At 70.9% G+C, this 21,782-nt stretch carries 14 protein-coding genes and 4 pseudogenes; 6 read left to right on the forward strand and 12 right to left on the reverse strand.

What is annotated here, in order from left to right; genetic code table 11:
* The 5 genes and pseudogenes from ACWJ6R_RS09825 to ACWJ6R_RS09845 form a co-directional block, all read right to left on the reverse strand.
* Positions 1 to 1,484: pseudogene (locus tag ACWJ6R_RS09825) on the reverse strand (acetyl-CoA carboxylase biotin carboxylase subunit); the annotation flags it as partial.
* Between the two features lie 56 nt (positions 1,485 to 1,540).
* On the reverse strand, positions 1,541 to 2,260 hold the full coding sequence (locus tag ACWJ6R_RS09830) for a 4'-phosphopantetheinyl transferase family protein (RefSeq protein WP_449061909.1): 720 nt from the start codon (positions 2,258 to 2,260) through the stop codon (positions 1,541 to 1,543).
* Positions 2,261 to 2,350: 90 nt separating this feature from the next.
* Positions 2,351 to 2,998, reverse strand: a complete 648-nt coding sequence (locus tag ACWJ6R_RS09835; protein ID WP_449061910.1) for a response regulator transcription factor — start codon at positions 2,996 to 2,998, stop codon at positions 2,351 to 2,353.
* Positions 2,985 to 4,082 carry a sensor histidine kinase gene (locus ACWJ6R_RS09840; RefSeq protein WP_449061911.1) on the reverse strand — a complete coding sequence of 366 codons (1,098 nt, stop codon included), beginning with the start codon at positions 4,080 to 4,082 and terminating at the stop codon, positions 2,985 to 2,987. Before ACWJ6R_RS09840 ends, ACWJ6R_RS09835 begins: the two co-directional genes overlap by 14 nt.
* A gap of 254 nt (positions 4,083 to 4,336) precedes the next feature.
* A pseudogene (locus ACWJ6R_RS09845) lies at positions 4,337 to 6,014 on the reverse strand (2-isopropylmalate synthase).
* Positions 6,015 to 6,360: 346 nt separating this feature from the next.
* Here ACWJ6R_RS09845 and ACWJ6R_RS09850 point away from each other — a divergent pair.
* Positions 6,361 to 7,287: a UbiA family prenyltransferase gene (locus tag ACWJ6R_RS09850; RefSeq protein ID WP_449061912.1), complete on the forward strand. Its 927-nt coding sequence runs from the start codon at positions 6,361 to 6,363 to the stop codon at positions 7,285 to 7,287.
* A 7-nt stretch (positions 7,288 to 7,294) separates the two neighbouring features.
* Here ACWJ6R_RS09850 and ACWJ6R_RS09855 read toward each other — a convergent pair whose 3' ends face one another.
* The 4 genes from ACWJ6R_RS09855 to ACWJ6R_RS09870 all read right to left on the reverse strand — a co-directional run bounded on the left by ACWJ6R_RS09855 (position 7,295) and on the right by ACWJ6R_RS09870 (position 12,317).
* Positions 7,295 to 10,057, reverse strand: coding sequence for an AAA family ATPase (locus tag ACWJ6R_RS09855; RefSeq protein WP_449061913.1), 2,763 nt, complete (start codon positions 10,055 to 10,057; stop codon positions 7,295 to 7,297).
* Positions 10,058 to 10,269: 212 nt separating this feature from the next.
* The gene (locus ACWJ6R_RS09860; RefSeq protein ID WP_449061914.1) at positions 10,270 to 10,473 is read right to left on the reverse strand and encodes a DUF5988 family protein; all 204 of its coding nucleotides are present in this window, start codon (positions 10,471 to 10,473) and stop codon (positions 10,270 to 10,272) included.
* A 147-nt stretch (positions 10,474 to 10,620) separates the two neighbouring features.
* On the reverse strand, positions 10,621 to 11,457 hold the full coding sequence (locus ACWJ6R_RS09865; RefSeq protein ID WP_449061915.1) for an ABC transporter permease: 837 nt from the start codon (positions 11,455 to 11,457) through the stop codon (positions 10,621 to 10,623).
* 14 nt (positions 11,458 to 11,471) lie between these two features.
* Complete coding sequence (locus ACWJ6R_RS09870) at positions 11,472 to 12,317, reverse strand: ABC transporter ATP-binding protein (protein WP_449061916.1); 846 nt, start codon at positions 12,315 to 12,317, stop codon at positions 11,472 to 11,474.
* Positions 12,318 to 12,523: 206 nt separating this feature from the next.
* On the opposite strand from ACWJ6R_RS09870, the gene ACWJ6R_RS09875 reads away from it, so the two are divergent.
* The 5 genes from ACWJ6R_RS09875 to ACWJ6R_RS09895 all read left to right on the forward strand — a co-directional run bounded on the left by ACWJ6R_RS09875 (position 12,524) and on the right by ACWJ6R_RS09895 (position 18,427).
* Positions 12,524 to 13,237, forward strand: coding sequence for an ABC transporter ATP-binding protein (locus tag ACWJ6R_RS09875; RefSeq protein WP_449061917.1), 714 nt, complete (start codon positions 12,524 to 12,526; stop codon positions 13,235 to 13,237).
* Positions 13,237 to 13,959, forward strand: a complete 723-nt coding sequence (locus ACWJ6R_RS09880) for an ABC transporter permease (protein WP_449061918.1) — start codon at positions 13,237 to 13,239, stop codon at positions 13,957 to 13,959. The genes ACWJ6R_RS09875 and ACWJ6R_RS09880 overlap by 1 nt, the downstream gene beginning before the upstream one ends.
* A complete protein-coding gene (locus tag ACWJ6R_RS09885) occupies positions 13,959 to 15,176 on the forward strand; it encodes a sensor histidine kinase (protein WP_449061919.1) in 1,218 nt (405 codons plus the stop codon). The genes ACWJ6R_RS09880 and ACWJ6R_RS09885 overlap by 1 nt, the downstream gene beginning before the upstream one ends.
* A 3-nt stretch (positions 15,177 to 15,179) precedes the next feature.
* A complete protein-coding gene (locus ACWJ6R_RS09890) occupies positions 15,180 to 15,818 on the forward strand; it encodes a response regulator (RefSeq protein WP_449061920.1) in 639 nt (212 codons plus the stop codon).
* A 140-nt stretch (positions 15,819 to 15,958) separates the two neighbouring features.
* Positions 15,959 to 18,427 carry a PEP/pyruvate-binding domain-containing protein gene (locus ACWJ6R_RS09895; protein WP_449061921.1) on the forward strand — a complete coding sequence of 823 codons (2,469 nt, stop codon included), beginning with the start codon at positions 15,959 to 15,961 and terminating at the stop codon, positions 18,425 to 18,427.
* 56 nt (positions 18,428 to 18,483) lie between these two features.
* On the opposite strand, the gene ACWJ6R_RS09900 is transcribed toward ACWJ6R_RS09895, so the two are convergent.
* The 3 genes and pseudogenes from ACWJ6R_RS09900 to ACWJ6R_RS09910 form a co-directional block, all read right to left on the reverse strand.
* Entirely contained in the window at positions 18,484 to 19,458 is a 975-nt protein-coding gene (locus ACWJ6R_RS09900; protein ID WP_449061922.1) for a methyltransferase, read from the reverse strand.
* A gap of 11 nt (positions 19,459 to 19,469) precedes the next feature.
* Positions 19,470 to 21,253: pseudogene (locus tag ACWJ6R_RS09905) on the reverse strand (alpha/beta fold hydrolase).
* Positions 21,250 to 21,782: pseudogene (locus tag ACWJ6R_RS09910) on the reverse strand (saccharopine dehydrogenase NADP-binding domain-containing protein); the annotation flags it as partial. The pseudogenes ACWJ6R_RS09905 and ACWJ6R_RS09910, both read right to left, overlap by 4 nt.

Genomic DNA, 21,782 nt, shown 5'->3' on the forward strand with positions numbered 1-21,782 from the left:
CGGGTCACGGGCGCCGGAGCCGGCGCGGCGGCGCCCGAAGCCGGCGGGCAGCACCACCTCCAGCCGCCTGCCGCCGACCTCGATCAGCACCTTCTCCCGGGGTCGCGGCGCGTCGACGGCGCGGATCCGGCGTAGGGCGGGATGTCGTTGCCGAACTCGGTCTCGATCCAGCGGGTGTGGACGGTGAAGGGCTCGGAGGTGAACGCCGGATCGGCCACGACCGCGCGGTGGAAGGGCAGCACGGTCGGCATCCCTTCGATCTCCAGTTCCGCCAGCGCCCGCCGCGACCGTTCCAAGGCCTCCGTACGGCTCCGCCCGGTCACGATGAGCTTGGCCACGAGCGAGTCGAAGGTCTGCGGCACCGTCATCCCGGCCTCGTAGCCCGAGTCGAGGCGGACTCCGGGCCCCGACGGGGTGCGCATGGCGGTGAGCGTGCCGGGTGCGGGCAGGAAGTTGCGTCCGGCGTCCTCGGCGTTGATCCGGAACTCGATCGAGTGGCCGCGCGCCACCGGGTCGGTATAGCCCAGCGGTTGCCCGTCGGCGATGCGGAACATCTCCCGCACCAGATCGATGCCGGCCACCTCCTCGGAGACCGGGTGCTCGACCTGCAGGCGGGTGTTGACCTCCAGGAAGGAGATCGCGCCGTCCTCCCCGACCAGGAACTCGCAGGTGCCCGCCCCGATGTAACCCGCCTCCCGCAGGATCGCCTTGGAAGCGGCGTAGAGGATCTCGGTCTGCTCCGCGCCGAGGAACGGCGCGGGCGCCTCCTCCACCAGCTTCTGGTGGCGGCGCTGCAGCGAGCAGTCGCGGGTGCCGACCACGACCACGTCGCCGTGCCCGTCGGCCAGGCACTGGGTCTCCACGTGCCGCGGCCGGTCCAGGTAGCGCTCGACGAAGCATTCGCCCCGTCCGAACGCGGTCGTCGCCTCCCGGACGGCGCTGTCGTACAGGTCCAGGATCTCTTCGAGCCTCCTGGCGACCTTCAGCCCGCGCCCGCCTCCGCCGTACGCGGCCTTGATCGCGATGGGCAGCCCGTGCTCGCGGGCGAAGGCGACCACCTCCGCCGCGCCCCGCACCGGCTCTGCGGTGCCCGGCACCAGCGGCGCGCCCACCCTCGCCGCGATGTGCCTGGCCTGGACCTTGTCGCCCAGCGCCTCGATCGCCTCGGGGGGCGGCCCGATCCAGGTGAGTCCCGCGTCGATGACGGCGCGGGCGAAGCCGGCGTTCTCCGCCAGGAAGCCGTAGCCGGGATGCACCGCGTCGGCGCCGGACCGCGCGGCGATCCGCAGCAGTCCGGCGATGTTCAGGTACGTCTCGGCCGGCGACTGACCGGCCAGCGCGTGCGCCTCGTCCGCCATCCTGACGTGCAGCGCGTCCAGATCCTGCTCGGCGTAGACCGCCACGCTGCGCAGCCCGGCGTCCTTGCACGCGCGGGCCACCCGCACGGCGATCTCACCGCGATTGGCGATCAGGACCTTTCTCATCACGTGTTCCTCCGCGAAACTGGTGACCCGACTGACCCGGCGACTCCGGATGTGGCTCAGACCCTGTGCAGCACCCGGTCGGAGCCGTGCGGCGCCCGGCTGGGGCGCGCCGATATGGCGATGGCGGTGAGGACCAGTCCTTCCCTGGCCATCCAGCGGCCGCGGAACCCGGTCAGCGGCCGGCCGAGCACGCTGGGCCCCGTCACCAGCAGGCGGGCGAAGAAGGTGCCGCGCACCGGGTCGAACGTCACCGTCGCGCTCTCGAAGTCCAGCCAGCGTTTGGTCAGCGGGAACCACGCCTTGTAGACGGACTCCTTGGCGCTGAAGAGCAGGCGGTCCCAGGACGGGCCCGGGTGCTCCCGGTTCAGGGCCCGGATGGCCTCGCGTTCCTCGGGTTTGGAGATCGCCTCCAGGGCCCCGCTGGAGATGGCCCTGTCGGGTTCGGCGTCGATGCCCACCGTGATCCCCTCGCTGCTCGGACCGACCACGGCCGCGCGGTAGCCCGTGCAGTGGGTGATGCTGCCGATAACGCCCTTGGGCCACTGGGGCTCGCCGCGCACGCCGGGCAGCACCTGCTGCGGGGGCAGGCCGAGTGCGCCCATGGCCTTTCTGGCGCACATCCGCGCCGTCGCGAACTCCGCGCGCTTCTGCTCCACGGCCCTGCTGACCACCTCCGCTTCCGCGGGGAAGAGCATGGCATCGGCATGGTCTTCGAAGGTGTCGACGGCCATCGCCCATGGCGGCAGAATGTTCGCGATCAAAGCCTCGGCGTTCACGATTTTCACTGTAAACAGGCCCTGAACACAGGAGAATCGCCACAAAGCTCTTCTGGGGTTGTCCGGCTCCCGATCAGGGGCGGGACGGGGTCACCTCGTCGGTGTGATCAGCGAGGCGTCGATCGCCCGGTTGACGGCATCGATGCGCGACGCCGCTCCGAGTTTCACGAAGATGTTGCGCAGGTGGCGCTTGACCGTGGCTTCCGTGGTGTTCAGCCGGGAGGCGATCTGCCTGTTGCTGAGCGCCTGGGCGACCAGCTCGAGCACCTCGCGCTCCTTGCCCGTCAGGACCTCGCTGTGCGTGCTCTCCATCTGGGCGAGGCTCTCCGGGGAGACGACCAGGATGAGGCGATCGGGTTCGTAGTGCACGCTCCTGATCGCCGCCACGAGCTCGTAGCGGTGCACGGTCTTGAGCAGATAGCCCCTGATGCCGGCGGACAGCAGCTGCCGCAGGATGTGCGGCCCGTCGTACATGCTCAGGATGATGATCTGGGTGGCGGGCGAGATCGCACGTGCTCGCGAGACGGTGTGCGCGGCCCCGTCGCCGGGGATCTCGACATCGAGCAGCAGGACGTCGGGGCGCTTCTGCGAGACCAGTTCCAGCGCGGTGTCGGAGGTGCCGGCTTCGCCTACGACCACCAGGTCCTCCTGCGCCTCGAGGATCTCCCGCACGCCCTCGCGGAACAGCGCGTGATCGTCGACCAGCGCGATCGTGATGGAGCGGTCAGCCTGGGTCATCGACGGACCCCGGTAACGGCACGGCGAGATCGATGCGGGTGCCCCGTCCCATTTCGGTGCTGATGGTGACCATGCCGCCGAGCAGGGCGGCGCGTTCCTGGATCGAGGCCAGTCCGAGGCTGTGGTGTTCGGGGTTCCGGTTGACGTCGAAGCCGCAGCCGTCGTCGGTCACCGACGCCCGCAGCTCGTGCGGCGCGATGTCGACTCTGATGTAGATGGCCGACGGCTGCCCGTGCCTGAGCGCGTTGCGTATCGCCTCGCTCAGGATCAGCAGGCACTCCTCGCTGATGGCCGGCGTCGCCCAGACCTCGTCGCCGTTGACCGCCAGCTCCACCGTCATGTCCTCGACGCCGATGGCCTCGAGGTGCGCCAGCAGCGCCTTCTCCAGGCTCTGCATCGGTTCGAGCGGGTGCAGGTCGGAGGTCAGCTGCCGGAGGCGCCACATGGCCTCCTGGATGGCCTCCTGCACTCTCTCCATCTTGACGATGGCCTTGGCGGGATCGGTGGTGCGATACATGACGGACAGTTCGGCCTGCCGGTGGGCGACGCTGAGACTCTGCCCGATGCGGTCGTGCAGTTCTCTGGCGATGCGCCCGCGCTCGGCCACGTGCGCTTCGTGGACCTTGCTGAGCAGGAACCCGGCGTAGCTGGTCGCGGCCTCCCTGATGCGGATCGAGACGGATTGCTCCAGCGTGGTGACGACGTGCCTGAGCAGGCGCTCGGTCTCGGAGTCCTCCTGGATGCGCTGGTTCAGGATGGTGAAGGCGGCCCGGAAGAACGCCGAGGCGGCCAGCAGGGATTCCCTGGGGTGGACACCGGTGGCGGCTCTGGTGAGGCCGATGTCCCAGGACAGGAAGCGGGGCGGCTCGCCGGTCCGGGGGAGGCCGGTGCCCAGTACGGCGGCGATATCGGTCAGGATCTGATTGGCATTCGCCATGACCTGGGCCTTCGCGTATTCGTCCCGGACGAGCACGCTGCCGGCGAGTTCGAGGTCCTGTTCGTACTTGGCCAGGATATCCGCGCGGCACTCCTCGAGAAGAGCGGCCGAGAGACTCTGCATGCATGATACGTCATCTTCCGCCACCCTGCCCCCTTCTTCTCCTAACATTCCCCAGATATTCGCATCATGGTTCCCGGATGGCAAGTAGGCGGCCGACATGCAGAGAACCGGTCTGTCAAGGGCCTCACCTGGGGCTAATCAATTGCCCGAGCGCCTTTACCGAATAGCTTACAAATAGTCAGCATTTTATATTATCAACAACCCGCCTCCCGCGAATGTGCGGTCCGCGCAATCGGCGGACCGCGCACCGGGAGCCGGGACGGGCGTCCAGCCCCTGATCAGGCGGGCGGCACGGCGACGGCGGCCGCGGCCCTGCCGCTCCTCCTGAGGGCGGCTCCGACCGCCGACAGGGCCGCTCCCACGGCGGAGGAGTCCACGCCGACTCCCCAGACCGCGTCCCCGCCCATCCTGCACTCGGCGTAGACCACGGCCTCCGCGGGCACGCCGCCGGCCGGACCCCTCTCGGCCGCGCGGTGCACGGTGCGCACGTCGACGCCCCAGGGGGCGAGCTTGGCGCCCATGGTCTTGGCGTCGTGCTCCCCCGCGCCGTCGAGGTGAAGCGTCGCCGTGATCCGCCTGCCGGCCGCGTACGACTCGCCGGCCGGACCCTCGGGGGAGACGTACTCCCGTTCGAACAGTTCCCGGATCTGCTCGGGCGAGAGCTCGCTGCCGAGCAGCTCCGCGTGCGACTGGACCACCGCCGCGAAGTCCTTCTGCAGCTCCTTGGGCAGCCGCATGCCGTACCAGGCGCTCATGATGTAGGCGACGCCGCTCTTGCCCGACTGGGCGGTGATCCGCACGACCGCCTCGTAGGTGCGCCCCACGTCCTTGGGGTCGATCGGCAGGTACGGCATCCGCCACGGCTGCTCGTCGACGCTCACCCCGGCCTCGGCCGCATCGCGCTCCAGGCTGTCGAAGCCCTTCTTGATGGCGTCCTGGTGGGAGCCCGAGAAGGAGGTGTACACCAGATCGCCCCCGTAGGGATGCCGGGGGTGGACGGGGATCTCGTTGCACCACTCGACGGTGTCACGGATCTTGTCGATGTCGGAGAAGTCGACCCCGGGTGACCCCGTGGCTGAACATGTTCATCCCCAGCGTCACGAGGCAGACGTTGCCCGCCCGCTCGCCGTTGCCGAACAGGCAGCCCTCGATGCGCTGGGCGCCGGCCAGGAGGGCGAGCTCGGCCGAGGCGACCCCGGTCCCCCGGTCGTTGTGCGGGTGGATGGACAGGCAGATGTGCTCGCGCCGCGACAGGTTCCGGTCAAGCCATTCGATCTGATCAGCGAAGACCGAGGGCAGCGAACGCTCCACGGTCGTGGGGAAATTCAGGATTATCGGCCGGTCGGATCCGGGCTCCCACACGTCCATAACGGCTTCGCAGACCTCAAGGGAGAAGTCGGCCTCGGTCTCGTTGAACAGCTCGGGCGAGTACTGGAAACGAAGATGTCCGCTATGTAACTCTTTATCGGCATACTTCTTCACCAGCTCGGTGCCCCGAACCGCCAGGTCCTTGCACTCTTCCCGGCTCATTCCGAACACCACGCGCCGGAACAGCGGAGCCGTCGCGTTGTAGAGGTGAAGCGTGGCCCGGGGCGCCCCCGACAGGCATCGGACGGTGCGCTCGATCAGCTCGTCGCGCGCCGGCACCATGGCCGATATCCACACGTCGTCCGGGATGCGGTCCTGCTCGATGAGGAGGCGGACGAAGTCGTGGTCGTCCTGACTGGCCACCGGGAAGCCGATCTCGATCTCCTTGTAGCCGATTTCGACCAGAAGTTCGAACATCCGCAGCTTTCTCTCCGGCGACATCGGGTTGGCGAGCGACTGGTTGCCGTCCCGGAGATCGGTGGACAGCCAGCGCGGCGACGAATCGATCCGCCGGTCCGGCCACACCCGATCGGCAAGAACGAGGGGAGTGAAATCGGAATAACGCTCCACAGGCCGGCTCTCACCCATTTACCAATCTCCTTCGCTGAGATTATCCGAGCACCTCTGATGTACACCATCACCAAATAACCATTCAATTCCCCGGTCAAGGGAGTGGTCAGGAGAATTACCATCCTGCGCCGAAGGATCATCCGGGGTATCGAAAGTTCGGTCCGGTGCGCCCGTCCGACCGCCTCCGGGGCGAGACATCGGATGTCTGATCCGGGAGGACATGTGTGAGACTAGATCACGAAATACGGTGTCTATCTATGACAAACCCTCTCCCAGCAGGCGCCTCCCCGCGCATGCGCCCCAGGTGAGGCGCGCCAACGGCAACGATCACTCATCGATCTCCAGTTCAGCGGAAGGGCTGCCAATGATGACGACGGGCGTCGGCTCCTCAGCCGGATTCCTCTCCCTCCGGCGCGGCGGGCTGTGCCTGGCCGAGGCCCGCCCCTCCGTGCAGTTCAACTTCCTGCTGCGCTTCCTCACCGGGGCGTCGTTGAGCTCCCCCGCCGCCGGCGAAGGCGACCCGGGCAGGACCGCTTGGGGCGCGCTGACCTGGACGCTCGCCGTCTTCGCCGTCTATCTCTACAACGGCGTCAAGGACGTGTGCGAGGACAGGCTCAACGGCTCGCGCCGGCCCATAGCGCGGGGTGAGCTGCCCCCGTCCGTGGCCACCGCGGTCGCGGCCGGCGCCGCGGTCGCGTCCATCGTGTGCAGCCTGGCGCTCGGGCCGGTGAACCTGGGGATGGTCGCCTTCCTGCTGGCCCTCGGCTACCTCTACTCCGGCCCGCCCTTCCACTTCAAGCGCAGGACCAGCGGAACGGTCGCGATCGGGCTGGCGGCCAGCGTCCTGACCTACTGCGCCGGGGCCTACGCCTACGCCGGAGAGCTCAGCGGCTCGCCGTCGCTGATCGTCTTCGTCCTCGCCGCCTCGTTCTGGACCGCCCTCGTGGGCCCGCCGACCAAGGACCTGCCCGACATGGACGGCGATGCGGCCGCCGGCCGCGTGACGTTCGCCGTCGTGTACGGCGAGCGCGCGCTGCGGCTGGCCACGATCGGCCTCTCGCTCGCCCTGCCCGCCGTCGTCACGGGCGCCGTGCTCCTGATGGACCTGCCGCTGCGTGTGCCGGCGGCCGCCATGTGCCTGGGCGGGCTGGCCGTCGCCCTGCTCTGTCGCGGTCCGATCCCGCCCGGACCGCGGCGGCGGCGGCCGTACGCCGTCTTCATGGTCACCCAGTACGTGCTGCACGGCTGCGTGATCGTGCCGCAGGTGACCCGCGGCTGGCTGCTCGCCTGAGCGCCGGTCACACCCGCCGGCGGCCGGGAGCCGAGCCGGCGAGGTGCTCCCCCGCGGGGACACGGGCGGGGACCTGGCCGGGCGGGGCCTTCAGGTCCGGCGGCAGGTCCGAGCGCTGGGTGATGTTCAGCTTGCGGTACACGCGCGTCAGGTGCTGCTCGACGGTGCTCACCGTGATGAACAGCTTGGCGGCGATCTCGCGGTTGGAGTAGCCCACCGTGGCCAGGCTGGCCACCCTGCGCTCGGCGTCGCTGAGGATCGCCACCACCCTGCTCCCCTCGGTGTCCTGCCCGGCCTCCTCGTCGCCGAGCGCCCAGCTCAGCGGGCGGGCGCCGCACTCCTTGGCCAGAGCCCGCACGCGGCTGGCGATGATGCCCGCCCTGCGGAACTCGCCCACGCTGTGGTACGCCTCGGTGAGGTCGAGCAGCGACCTGGCCAGCTCGTAGCGGTCTCCGCAGGCCTGGAGGTACTCGGAGGCCTGGCGCAGGAACACCGGCCGGTGCCGTACCTCGCTGGTGGCGGCCAGCAGCCGCAGCGCGACGCCGTCGGTGCGCTCGGACCCGGGACCCGACCGGCTCAGCTGCTCCTCGACCAGCTCGCGGGCCTCGTCGTACCTGCCCAGGTCGATGAGGGCCTCCGCCGCGTCCGCGCGCCAGGCGATGAACCCCGGCGTGTCCATGTTCCAGTCGGTCAGCAGCTCCCCGCAGAGCCGGAAGTCGCGCAGCGCCGCCGCCGGGTTGTCGACGGCGAGCTGGTACCGGCCGCGTGCCTGCAGGAACTGCAGGCCGAACCTGGTCTGCAGCATCGCCTCCGGAAGCACCTGGTTGAGCTGCTCGAGCGCCTCGTCGTAGCGTCCCATCGCGGTGGCGGCCAGCATGAGGGTGGCCACCGGTCCGCCCACGGCCACGCCCCAGCTGCCCGGCGGAATGATCTCCAGGGCGAGGCGGGCGTACGACGCGGCCTCCTCGAGTTCTCCCCGGCGCAGGGAGAGCTCCGCCCGAATGGCGGTGAGCCGTGCCCGGCGGGCCGGCGAGGATCCGGAGCGCAGTTCCGCCAGCAGCGCGTCGCACCGCGGCGCCGCCCGGTCCGACTGCCCGGCGTAGACGAGGGCGAGCAGCGCGCTCTCCACGGTGTCCATGGACATCTCGTCCAGGTTGGAGCTGCGCAGGATCCGCTCGGCGGTGTTCACGATCTGCTCGTGGGGGCCGCCGGTGAGCACGCCGGCCAGCGCGTTGATCGACTCCAGGCGCCGGCTCACCTGGAACGGCAGCACCGCCTCGCTGATGTTCTTGCCCGCCCAGCTGCTCATGTGGGTCAGGAGCGGCGGCGCGGAGCAGCGCAGCCACATCCTGGTGCCCACGCCTTCGGCGACCGTCTGCGGGTCGGCGTCGCCGAACTCCGCCGTGCGCTCCAGGACGTCGCAGGCCACGTCCACCCGGCCGTGCCACACCAGCGCCCGGGCCAGGACGATCGCGTCGCTGCCGTGCAGGGTGCCGTTGTGCAGCGCGTCGGTCAGCTCCTCCATGTGGCTGATCGGCGCCTTCGGGTCGATGCGCCACTCGGCGCGCATCAGCATGGTCGCGATCATCGTGCGCTCGCGGTCGTCCAGGCGTCCGCGCAGGGCGAGTTTGAGGTAGTCGACGGCGGACTCGACGTCGCCGTCGGCCAGCCGGCGCCGGGCCGACGACTGCAGTACGGGCACGGCCCAGGGGGCGTCGGCGGTGTCGGCCTTGCTCAGCTGCTCGGCGATCGCCAGGTCGGGGGCGCCCTCGCTGTTGAGCAGCTCGGCGGCACGCTGGTGCATGTACTGGCGCTTGTCGGCCCCGAGGTCGGCCAGGACCGCCGCCCCGCCCGCCTCGTGGCGGAACCGGCCGTCCTTCAGCAGTCCCGCCGTCTCCAGCCAGTGGATCGACAGGGGGACCGACGTCGTGTCCGAGCGGGCCAGCCGCTGGACGAGCGCCGAATCGTCGATCGCGGCCACCCACCTGGCCACGTCCAGCAGCGCCGGATCGGCCCGGTGCAGGCAGGACAGCACGGCCTCGCCGTACCTCTCCGCCGGCTGTCCCGTGCCGTTGCCCGCGAAGTCCTCCAGGAGCCCTTCCACCAGGAGCGGGTTGCCGCCGCTGAGGTCGTGCCACTCCGGCGTCAGCCGCTCGGCCGTCTCACGCCCCAGCCGCTCGCCCACCATGTTCAGCACGGCGCCGCAGGAGAGCGGGAGCAGCCGGACGGCGGTGCAGTGCGGCTGCCGCATGATCTCCGTGGGGAAGGACCTGTCCGTCTGGTGCGTGTAGTCGGCGTGCCCGAAGACCGCCATCGTCGGTGACGATCTGGCCCTGCGGATGAAGTAGGACAGGCACAGCTGCGAGGCGCGGTCGGCGTCGTGGACGTCATCGACGACGATCACCAGCGGGAGTTGCTCCGCCAGTGACAGCAGCACCCCGCAGAGCGCTTCGGCGGTCTTGGTGTCCGGTCGCTCGGCGCCCTCGCGCAGGAGGTCCGTGGTGCGCAGGCGAAGCTGTTCGCTCAACGGGGCGTTGTGGAGGAGCTGCCCCATCACGCCGAGCGGGAGATCGCTCTCCGCGCGCGACGCCGTCGCCACGAGCGGGAGCGCGCCGTGGTCGTAGGCCTGCTCGGTGAAGGCGTGCAGCAGTTCGCTCTTCCCCGTGGCGACCACTCCGCTCACCATCGCGACCCTGCCTCTGCCTTCGACCGCCTCGGAGAGCAGCCTCCGTATGGAGGCCATCGCCGCGTCCCTCTCGAAGAACCCCATGCCGAGCACTCCTCACCAGAGTCGGAACGATTTTCCGCGTCCCGTGGAACCTGATCACGATCAATACGCTACGCCGCCCCTTATATGGCCACAACGGGGCGACCCTTAATAGCGACCGATCTACAACTTTCGATTCCCGGACACGCACAGGAAAGCGCCGCGCCCGTATATCAGAGGCGCGGCGCACGGAACTCGGTGTCTGCGGTGCTCGGTTATTCAGCGATCCTCGTCCTGGTCGTCCAGCGGTAGATCAGCCCTTGGCAGTCGCCTTCGAGGTGGTAGTGCTCCTCGGTTCGCTCGAAATGCTCGTAGCCGCTCCGGTAGGGGACCTTGACCTTCTCGTCCGCCCGGTCCAGCCGCCTGAAACGGGCGGCCTCCGGAAAGTCGAGCGGTCCGCCCAGAAGGAAGACGTTCACGTCGTACGGACGGTGTTCGGAAATTGCGCAATCCGCAAGCGCCTCTCGCGCCGAGCCGGGGACCAGAGTCACGGGCACCTCCATTGATCGACCTTTACAACATGTTACGGAACCATTTCTCGGAAACCCTCCCCCGATTCCCCCCTGTCATTGGCTGTCACGCGCGGTCCAGCGGAACGTCCTGAGGCACAGGACCAGGCCGATCACGCACCAGACGCCCAGGGCCAGGGCCACCGCCGGAAGCTCCCAGCTGGCGGCCGGCTCCAGGACCACTGCGTGCTCGGGCAGGAACACCGATCGCATGCCCTGGGTCATCCACTTGAGCGGGAAGATCGACGCGAACGTCTGCAGGATCGACGGCACGTCGGAGAAGGGGAAGTAGACGCCGGAGCAGAACTGCACGATGAGGAAGGGCAGCGTGATCGCCGCGTTGGCCCCGCGGGTGGACTTCGGCAGGCTGCCGGCCACGATCCCCAGGAACGTGCAGGCCACGCCGCTGAGGATGAGGACCCAGGTGAACGTCAGCCACCGGTCGAGGGTGGTGGGCAGCTGGACTCCGAACATCAGCACCCCGACCGCGATCAGGAGGACGACTTCGGCGAGCATGCACACCATGACTTGGATGATCTTGCCGCCGAAGTAGGCCACGCGCGGCGTGGGCATGCCGTACAGCCGCTTGAGCGTCCCGTCGTGGCGCTCCAGGGTGATGTTGATGCCCAGGTTCTGGAAGGACGTGCCCATGATGCCGGCGCCGATCATGCCGGCGGTGAGGATCTGGGCGCCGGTGACGCCGGGCAGCCCGGATCTGCTGCCCGACATGGTGCCCAGCAGCATCAGCATGATCGCCGGGAGCGAGAAGATGACGATGAACTGGCCCTTCGTGCGGAAGAAGCCTTTGAGCTCCAGCGCGCCGCGTCTGAGGGCCAGCCGGCCGGCGCTGGGCAGCCGCACCGTCTCCACCGGCCGGATGTCGGCCGGTTGCATTGGCAGTGTGGTCGTCACAGGTGCTCTCCGATGAGGCCGAGGTAGGTGTCTTCGAGAGTCGGCCGCGTGACGGTCAGCTCGGGGATCTCCCCGCCGAACTGCGCGATGAGCTCCGCGACGACCTGCGTCGGCGTCGAGGTCTTCACGCGGCGGTCCCCGTCCGGGGTGGACCAGCCGACCGTCGCCTCCGCCTCCGCGCGGCCGGCCAGCGTGGCGGGTTCGCCGACCGCGACGACCCTGCCTTCCGCGATCACTCCCACCCGGTCGGCCAGCGCTTCGGCCTCGTCGAGGTAGTGCGTGGTCAACACGATGGTGGTGCCCTCGTCGGACAGCAGCGAGATCAGGCTCCAGAACTGGCGCCGGGCCTCGGGGTCGAACCCCGTGGTCGGCTCGTCCAAGAAGAGGAGTTCGGGATTGCCGACCACGCCCAGCGCCACGTCGACTCTGCGCCGCTGGCCGCCGGAGAGGGCCCGGATGCGGGCGTCGGCCTTGCCGGACAGGCCCACCAGTTCGATCACCGCGTCCGGGTCGCGCGGCCGCGGAAAGTAGCTCGCAAAATGGTGCACCGTCTCGCGGACGGTGAACTCGGCGGCGTCGGTGGCCGACTGCAGCACGATTCCAAGCTTGGACCGCCAGGCGCGCCCGGCCCTGCCGGGGTCCTCGCCGAGCACGCTGACCTCACCGCCGTCCCGGCTGCGGTGACCCTCCAAGATCTCGACAGTGGTGGTCTTGCCGGCGCCGTTGGGCCCGAGGAGCGCGAAGACCTCACCCCGGGTGATGTCCAGGTCGATGCCGTCGACGGCGGTTACCTCTCCGTATTTCTTGCGCAGCTCACGTACACGTACTGCTGTGTCGCTCATGTTCCTTAGGGTTCGAGATCGCCAGGGTTTGCGATATTCATCCTTCGGAACCCCGCATCTACGTCCTTCGATACCCCTACCGCGGTCCGCGCCTGGTCGGCGGCCCGATCAGCCGGTCCCGCGGGCGGAACCCCGACCGGGGAGGCGGACCCTCATCAACCGTTCGGTGGATTACGGAGAGCCGGTGGAGCGGGAATTCTCGGAGCATGTCAGTCATCGAGATCAACGGCCTGCAGAAGAGCTACCGAACCCACAAGGCGCTGAACGGCGTCACCCTGACGGTCGAGCGAGGCGAGATCTTCGGCATCCTCGGCCCCAACGGAGCCGGCAAGACCACCGTGGTGGAGTGCGCGTCCGGGCTGCGCGAGCCCGACGGCGGCGTCCTGCGCGTGCTCGGCCTGGACCCGCGGACCCAGCGGCGTGAGCTGCTCCAGCGCATCGGCACCCAGTTGCAGGAAGCCGCCCTGCCCGACGCCATCAGGGTCGGCGAGGCGCTGCAGATGTACGCCTCCCTCTACGACAGGCCCGCCGACTGGCGGGCCCTGATGGAGGAATGGGGGCTGGCCGACAGGAGGCGCGCCCGCTTCGCGGGGCTGTCCGGCGGCTGGAAGCAGCGCCTGTTCATCGCGCTGGCCCTGGTCGGCAACCCCGAGGTCGTCTTCCTCGACGAGCTGACCACCGGTCTGGACCCCGCCGCCCGCCGGCTGACCTGGGGCCTGATCCGCGACATGCGCGACCGCGGCGTCACCGTCGTGCTGGTCACCCACTTCATGGACGAGGCTGAGGCCCTCTGCGACCGCATCGCCGTGATCGACCAGGGGCGTGTCGTCCATGAGGGCAGCCCCGGCGAGCTCGTCGCCAAGAGCCGCACCGCCTCCCTGGACGACGCCTACTTCGCACTCACCGAGAGGACCGCGTGATGAAGGGTCTCAGCAGCGTCATCGCGATCGAGCTCAAGCTGGCCATGCGCGACCCGATGTCCGCCTTCTTCGCCCTGGCCTTCCCCGTGGTCATCCTCTGGGTGAAGATGCGCAACGGCGGCACGCTGCCCAGCGGGCTGCCCGTCATCGACGCCTTCGTCCCGATGCTCAGCATCTTCGTCATCGGCCTGGCCTCCCTGGTCGTCCTGCCGGCCACCCTGGCCCAGTACCGCGAACGCCGCGTGCTCAAGCGGCTGCGCGCCACCCCGGCCTCCCCCGCCATGATCTTCGGTGCCCAGTGGGCCGCGCACATGCTGCTGGCCGTCCTCGGCACCGTCCTGCTCGCCGTCATCGGCCTGGCCGCCTACGGGCTGAACGGACCGGCCGATCTCCCCCAAGTCGTCCTCGCCTGGGTCCTGGCCACCCTCAGCCTCGGCTCCATCGGGCTGCTCATCGGCGCCCTGGTGCCCAGCGGCCGCACCGCCACGGTGATCGGCTTGGCCGTCTTCTTCCCCATGGTCTTCGTCTCCGGCGCCATGAGCACCCGCGAGACCCTGCCGGAGTCGATGCGCTCCATCGGCGACCTGACCCCCATGGCCCCCGCCGTCCAGGCCATCCGCGCCGGCTGGGAGGGCCACCCCGTCTCCCCGCTCACCCTCGTCGTCATGATCGCGATCTTCATCGTCGCCGGCGGGGTCGCGCTGAAGGCGTTCCGCTGGTGATGATCACCGAACCCGACGTCTCGCGATGGGACCGGGCCTGGCCCGCCCTGCCGTACCTCTTCATCCTGCTGCCGGCGGTCTTCGCCCTGCTGCGGGACTGGAGGCTGGACATGGCGGTCCTGGCGGTGCTGACCGGAGCCTGGCACTGGTTCATGGTCTCCTCGCGATTCAGCCGGATCGAGCGCCCGGCGGCGGCGATCGCCTACTTCACCGTGATGCTCGCCCTCATCGCGGTCCTGGTCAGGATCGACCCGCTGTTCGCGGTGGCCGGCCTGGGCGCGTTCGTCCAGGCCTTCACCCTGCTGCACGGGTGGACGGCCTACCTGGGGGTGGCCGCCACGGCCGCCGTGCTGGTCGGCTCCCGCCCCGATCCCCGGCCGCCGGGCGAACTGGCCTTCTCCTTCCTGCTCGCCGTCCTGGTCGCCTCGACCGTCGGCCTGTTCATCCGGACCATCTCCGAGCAGAACCAGCAGCGCAAGGTGATGATCGCGCAACTGAAGGCGACCGGGGCCAAGCTGGCCGCGACGGCGGAGGAGAACGCGAACCTGCAGTCGCAGCTGCTGATCCACGCGCGGGAGGCGGGCGTGCTCTGCGAGCGGCAGCGGATGGCCCGGGAGATCCACGACACGATCGCCCAGGGTCTGACGGCCATCCTCACCCAGCTTGAAGTCGCTGAGAACATCATCGACGACGCGCCCGCCGCCCGCTCCAGGCTGAACACCGTGCGCATGCTGGCCAGGGACAGTCTCAACGAGGCCCGCCGGTCGGTCCTGGCGATGCGCCCCGCTCCGCTGGAGGAGGCCCAGCTGGCGACCGCCCTCGAGGACGTCGCGGACACCTGGTCGCAGCGGGTCGGCGTGCCGGCTCCGGTGTCGGTCACCGGCGAGGCCAGGCCGCTGCACGCCGAGGTGGAGATGACCCTGCTGCGCGTGGCCCAGGAGGCGCTGGCCAACGTCGGCAAGCACGCCTCCGCCGGCAGGGTGGCCGTCACCCTGTCCTACATGGAGGATGTGGTGGTGCTCGACGTACGCGACGACGGATCCGGATTCGACCCCCAGCGGGTCGATCCGTCGATCGCGGGCGGATTCGGGCTCACCTCGATGCGTCAGCGCGTCACCCGCCTGGCCGGTGAATTCGAGATCGAGACCGCATCCGGTCAGGGGACGGGTGTCTCCGCTACGCTGCCCGCCATCCCCGCCGACTCCAGAAACGCGTGAGGCATGCCGATTCGTATCATCGTCGTGGACGATCACCCCGTCGTCCGTGACGGGCTGCGCGAGATCTTCTCCACCGATGAGGCCTTCGAGGTCGTCGGCGAGGCGGCCGACGGGCCGGAGGCCCTCGCCCTGACCCGGCAGGTCGGGCCCGATCTCGTGCTCATGGACCTGCGGATGCCGAAGATGAGCGGCGCCGAGCTGATCCGCCGGCTGCGCGAGCAGACTCCGGGCATCCACGTGCTGGTCCTGACCACCTTCGACAACGACGCGGACGTGCTGCCCGCCATCGAGCAGGGCGCCACCGGCTACCTGCTCAAGGACACCCCGCGCGTCGAGCTGCTCCGCGCCGCGCAGGCGGCCGCCCGCGGCGAGACCGTGCTGTCCCCCACCGTGGCCGGGCTGCTCAAGCAGAAGGTGCGCGCGCCCGAGCAGCAGACGCTGAGCCGGCGGGAACTCGAAGTGCTCGGGATGATCGCCCGCGGCGCCACCAACCGCGAGGCGGCCGGGAAGCTGTTCATCACCGAGGCGACGGTCAAGACGCACCTGCTGCACATCTTCGCCAAACTCGGGGTGAAGGACCGGGCCGCCGCGGTGGCGGCGGCCTACGAGACCGGGCTGCTCAAGCGGGCCTCGGAGAGCTGACCGAGGTCCTCCGGCCGACCGGCTCCGGAGACCCGGTCAAGGGCGTCTAGGGGTGGGCCGTCCCGGACGGTGATCCGTAGCGTGAACATGTCTGCCCTGTTCATGCGCGCGGACACCCCGGGACGAATGGAGATGAGCCCATGAACACGCTTGCCCTGGCTGACCCGCGAGCCGAGCTGGCGACCGTCGGAGGCAAGGGCGAGTCCCTGGCCCGCCTGGCGCGGGCCCGGCTGCCGGTCCCCCCGGGCTTCCACGTCACCACCGCCGCCTACCGCGCCTTCGTGGCCCGCCACGGTCTGCAGGAGCGGATCCTGTCGGGCGACGCGGCGGAGGTCTCCGCCCTGTTCGCCGCCCACGGGATGCCGGAGGAGATCGCCCGCGACATCCGGGCCGCCTACCGCGAGCTGGGCGACGAGCCGGCGGTGGCCGTGCGGTCGTCGGCCACCGCCGAGGACCTGCCCGGGATGTCGTTCGCCGGGCAGCAGGACACCTACCTCAACATCCGCGGCGCCGAGCAGGTCCTGGACGCGGTCAGGCGCTGCTGGGCCTCGCTGTGGACCGAGCGGGCCATCGCCTACCGCGAGCGCAACGGCGTCCCCCATGACGAGGTGGCCCTCGCCGTCGTCGTCCAGGAGCTCGTGCCGGCCGATGCGGCGGGCGTGATGTTCACCGAGGACCGCGACCGGCTGACCGTCAACGCCGCGTGGGGTCTGGGCGAGGCGGTCGTCGGCGGGCTGGTCACACCCGACACGGTCACGCTCGACCGCGAGCACCGCATGGTCGTCGAGGAGACGATCGCGGCCAAGACCGTCATGACCGTCCGCGTGCCGGAGGGCACCCGTGAGGTGCCCGTCGCCGAGGCCGAGCGCGACCGCCCCGTGCTGTCGCGGGCGCAGGCCGTACGGCTCGCCGAGCTGGGCATGGCGATCGAGGAGCTGTACGGCCACGCCGTGGACGTCGAGTGGGCGTTCCACGACGGGCGGCCGTACATCCTGCAGGCCAGGCCCATCACCGGGCAGCGCGAGGTGTGGAACGACTCACTCAAGGGTGACTACCTGTGGACCAACGGCAACCTGGGCGAGGCGATCCCCAGCGTGATGACGCCGTGCACCTGGTCGCTCGTGCAGGCGTTCATCGACGAGATCATGATCGTCGGCAACCTCGGCGGTCATCCCTACTGCGGGAACATCGGCGGCAGGGTCTACATGAACATGAGCCTGACCGCCTCTCTCGGCAGGGCCCTCGGCATCACCAAGAAGATCAAGGACGCCCAGGAGCCGGTGTACGGGCGGCTGCCGGAGGGGATCGAGACCCCGCTGCTGCCGATGTCCCGCTGGCAGACCCTCCGGGCGGCCAGGCCGATCATGGGCGGCCGCCGCGCCATCCAGCGGCTCGTGGACCGGATCCCCGAGTACGTCGCGACCGCCGCCCGGGACACCGAGGCCGTGCGCGCCGAGATCGCCGTCAGCGAGGACCTGGCCGCGCTCTGGGAGAGCGCGGTGGAGCCGAGGTTCCTCGAGTGCAACCGCATGCTCGCCTCCGCCGCCCGCCAGGACGCGGGTTCGCTGGTCTACCTCGGTTCGCAGCTGACCAAGCTGGTCGGGGAGGCCGATGCCGCCGTGCTGATGTCCGGGATCCAGGCGGCGGACGGCCGGCTGGAGAGCCTCGGCCCGCTGCTCGGCCTGGCGCGGCTCAAACGCGGCGAGATCTCCCGCGAGGAGTACGTCCGCAGGTACGGCCACCGGTGCCCGGACGAGTTCGAGGTCTCCGTCCCCCGGCCCGTGGAGGACCCGTCCTGGCTCGACGGGCAGCTCGCCGGGCTCACGGTCGACCCCGCCGAGTTGCTGACGCGCCAGGACGAGGCGAGCGCCGCCGCCTGGCGCAGGTTCCGCGAGCGGCGGCCGCGGCAGGCCGAGAGGTTCCGCCGCAGGATCGACCGGTGGGAGGCGATCGTCCGCGCCCGCGAGGAGACCCGCTCGGAGATGATGCGCGGCTTCTGGATGGTGCGCGACTTCGTCGTGCGGGCCGGTGAGGTGACCGGGCACGGCGACGACCTGTTCTTCCTGTCGATCGGGGAGGTCCTGGAGGTGCTGCGCGGCTCGCGCCGGCCGCTCTCGCGGGTGGCCGGGCGCCGGGCGGCCTACGAGCTGTACAGGTCGCTGCCTCCGTACCCGGGGGTCATCCGCGGCCGGTTCGACCCGGAGCGGTGGGCGGCCGATCCGGACCGCCGCGGCGACGTGTTCGACGCCGGCGCGACGGTGGTGCCCCCTTCGCAGACCATCAGCGGCTTCCCCGGCGCGGCGGGCGTGGTCGAGGGCGTCGCCCGGGTGATCTCCTCCGTGCGGGACGGCGACCGGCTCGCGGAGGGCGAGATCCTGGTGACGACCGTGACCAACGTGGGCTGGACGCTCCTGTTCCCGCGCGCCGCGGCGGTGGTCACCGACGTCGGCGCGCCGCTGTCGCACGCGGCCATCGTGGCGCGCGAGCTGGGCATCCCGGCCGTCGTCGGCACCAGGAACGCCACCATGCGCATCCAGGACGGCGATCTGATCCGCGTCGACGGCGGCCAGGGCAGCGTCGAGATCGTCCGGGTGCCGGCGGCGGTCTGACCGGGCGGTGCGGAAAGGCCGCGGTCCCGCCGGGACCGCGGCCTTTCCGCACCGGATCAGCGGGTGGCGGTGAGCATCCGCATCCCCAGGGGGAGGTCGACCAGCTTGCCGGAGAGCAGCCCCGCGCTCTCCAGCAGCGCCTGATACTCCTGCTCGGTGCGCTCCCGCCCGCCGGTCATCACCATCATGTGCAGGTCGTAGGCGAGCGGCAGGCAGGCGTCCGCGGAGACGACGCGTTCGATGATCAGCAGTTCCGCCCCCGGCGCCATCGCCTCGGCGCAGTTGCGCAGCAGCCGGACGCACCGGTCGTCGTCCCAGTCGTGCAGGATGCGGGAGAGCAGGTAGACGTCCCCGCCCTCCGGGACGGACGCGAACAGGTCGCCGCCGACCAGCTCGCACCGGTCCAGCACCGCCATCCGGGCCAGGTGCTCCGACGCGGTCGCGACGACCTCGGGCAGGTCGAACAGGATCCCCCCGGCCTCCGGGTGGTCCCGCAGGACCGCGCCGAGCAGCGCGCCGGTGCCGCCCGCCAGGTCCACCACGGTCCGGGCGCCGGAGAAGTCGTATGCCAGGGGGACCTCGCGGAAGAACGCGGTGCCCGCCGCCATGCCGGCGTTGAAGACGGAGGCCTTGCCGGGGTCGTCCTCCAGGTGCGCGAAGACGGGCCTGCCGAAGACGTGCTCGAAGGCCGGTTCGCCGGTGCGCAGGGTGTGCGGCAGTCCCCGCCACGCGGCGCCGAAGTAGTCCTCGCCGTAGAGCGCGGCGAGCGGGCCCAGTCCGTCGCGGCCCAGCAGGGCGCCCATCGGGGTGAGGCCGTACCTGCCGTCGGCGTCGGCGTCGGCCAGGCCGACCCCCGCCAGCAGCCGGAGCAGGCGGCTGAGCGCGTCCGGGTGCGCGCCGACCCTCTCCGCGATCTCCCCGGGGTGCAGGCGGCGCTCGGCGATCGTGTCGGTGACGCCGAGCCGGACGGCGGCGAAGGTCGCCTCCGCCACCCATCCGCCGGTGAGGATCCTCATCAGCTCGTGTTCCATCGCGGTGCTCCTTAGGGGGTGGAGGGCCAGGCCATGGAGACGGCGCGGAGCACGTGCGCGACCGCTTCCGTCCTGCGCGGCACGAGGTAGAAGTGGTCGCCGTCCAGCACGCGGGCGGTGAACCGGCCGCCGGTCAGCTCGCCCCACCGCGCCGCCTGCTCCGGGGTCACCTCGGGATCGGCGCCGCCGAGCATCGCGGTGACGGGGCAGCGGAGCCGGTCGCCCGGGCGGTGCCGGTAGGCCTCGTCCACCCGGTAGTCGTTGCGGACCACCGGCAGCGTCAGCTTCCTGATCACCGGATCCGCCAGGTGCGCCTCGTCCACGCCGCCGAGGCGCACGAGGTCGGCGATCAGCTCGTCGTCGGTGGTGCGGGCGCCGCCCGGCCGGTGGTCGTGCGGCGCGTGCCGGCCGGAGGCCAGCAGGTGCGCCACGTCCCGGCCGCGCGCCTCCAGCTCGCGCGCCACCTCGTAGGCGATCAGGGCTCCCATGCTGTGCCCGAACAGCGCGACCGGCCGTCGAGGAGGGGCGCCATCGCGTCGGCGACGAGCCCGGCGAGGCGGTGGGCGTCATCGATCAGCGGGTCGGCGCGCCGGTCGGCGCGGCCCGGATACTGTACGGCGCGCACCTCGACGGCCGGCGGCAGGCTGCGGTGCCAGGCGCGGTAGAAGCTCGCGGAGCCGCCGGCGTGCGGGAAGCAGAACAGCCGCAGCCCCGGCTGCGGCTGCGGCCCGGGACGGTGGCGGTGGAACCAGCTCATGAGATCTCCGCAGCGGACAGCGGTCGCGGTGCGGTCTGGACGAGCAGTTCGGGGCGGCCGATCGCCGCGGTGGCGTCCAGCCAGAGGCGGCTGAGCGTCAGGTGGTACTGGCCCTGCCGCAGCGGGTCGGCGGCCTCCTCGGCGCTCGCGCAGGCCGGTCAGCGCGCGCCGGACACCGCTCGGCCACAGCGATCCGACGATCTCCTGGAACGTCGGCGCCTGCTCCGGCCCGAGGAGCGTGGCGCTCGGCAGGCGGAGATGGTCCTCGCCGGTGGCGAAGCGGTCGTCGGCGTCGCGGCCGACGTACATGCGGGGGCTCCACACGAGCGGCCCGTGCGTGTTGACCAGCGTGAGGTTGCCGCCCTCCGTTCCCAGCGTGATGCGGTGCAGCAGGTGCAGGTGGGCGTCGGGATCGTTGGGGGCGATCTGGTTCTGCACCCGCAGGGTCAGCGGTACGCCGGCGATCGTCCCGGCCAGGCAGCTGAACGGCGCCCCCGGCGCTCCCTGCGCCGGGGCGCCGAACGCCCACGGCCGCAGCCCGCCGAGCGCGCGGCCGAGGATGTCGAACAGGGCGTAGGCGACATGGACGCTGCAGGCGGCGTCCACGTAGAGGGGCTGCTGGAGTCCGCGCAGTCGGCGGGCGGCCTCGATGAACCGGCGTACCGGCTCCAGGTGCACGTAGAGCGTGTTCACGTGGTGCACCGCCGACGCGGCCCGGGCGGCGCGCAGGCACCGGGCCAGCTCGTCGGGGTGCAGCGGATGCTCCTGGAGCACGTGGACGCCGCGGGTCAGGAGCGCCTCGGCCAGCTCGCTGCCCTCTCCCCCGACCACCCCGGCGCGCACGACGACGCAGGCCAGGTCGGCCAGGTCGGGCACCTGGTCGGGGTCGGTGAGCAGCGGCACGCCGTACGCCCTGGCGTACGCGGCGGATCGGGCGCCTCCGCGGGCCAGGATGCCCGTCAGCTCGAACGGCCCCTCCTCCAGGGCCGACAGGTAGATCTGGCCGAACTTCGTCCCGCAGACCACGACCCGTTTCACAGCGCGCCCTCCTCGAACGCCGGCGCGGCCGGATCGATCAGCGGGATGTCGTCGGAGACCTCGATCTCGGCCACGGACTCCAGATCGGCCAGCATCGCGGCGGGGTCGAGCACGCCGTCGGCGTAGTGCGGGCCGGCCGCGACGCCGCCGCCGAGCACGGCGGCCGTCGCGTGCGCCGCGACCGCGGCGGTCAGCCCGTAGGAGTCGGCCGTGCGCACCGCCAGGGTGCGGGTGGTGTCAGGGCCGCTGAGCTGGAAGAGCAGGACGTAGTACGGCGTGCGCCCGGCCAGTTCGAGCTCGGCCGCGCGCATCAGGTCGGCCGCCGAGACCGCCGTGCTCGCGGCGGCCAGGACGCGGTCGCCGGTGATGACGTTGTACCAGCGCGCCTCCCGCAGTCCCAGTTCCCCGGCCACGCGCGCCGCCTCGGCGCCGAGGTGGGGGTAGGCGGTGACCGGCCCGTGGAAGTAGGGCAGCTCGACGCCGTGCACCGGGGTCAGCGCCCGCGGGACCGTGCCGCCGCCGCGCCAGG

This window comes from Planomonospora algeriensis (assembly GCF_977012225.1).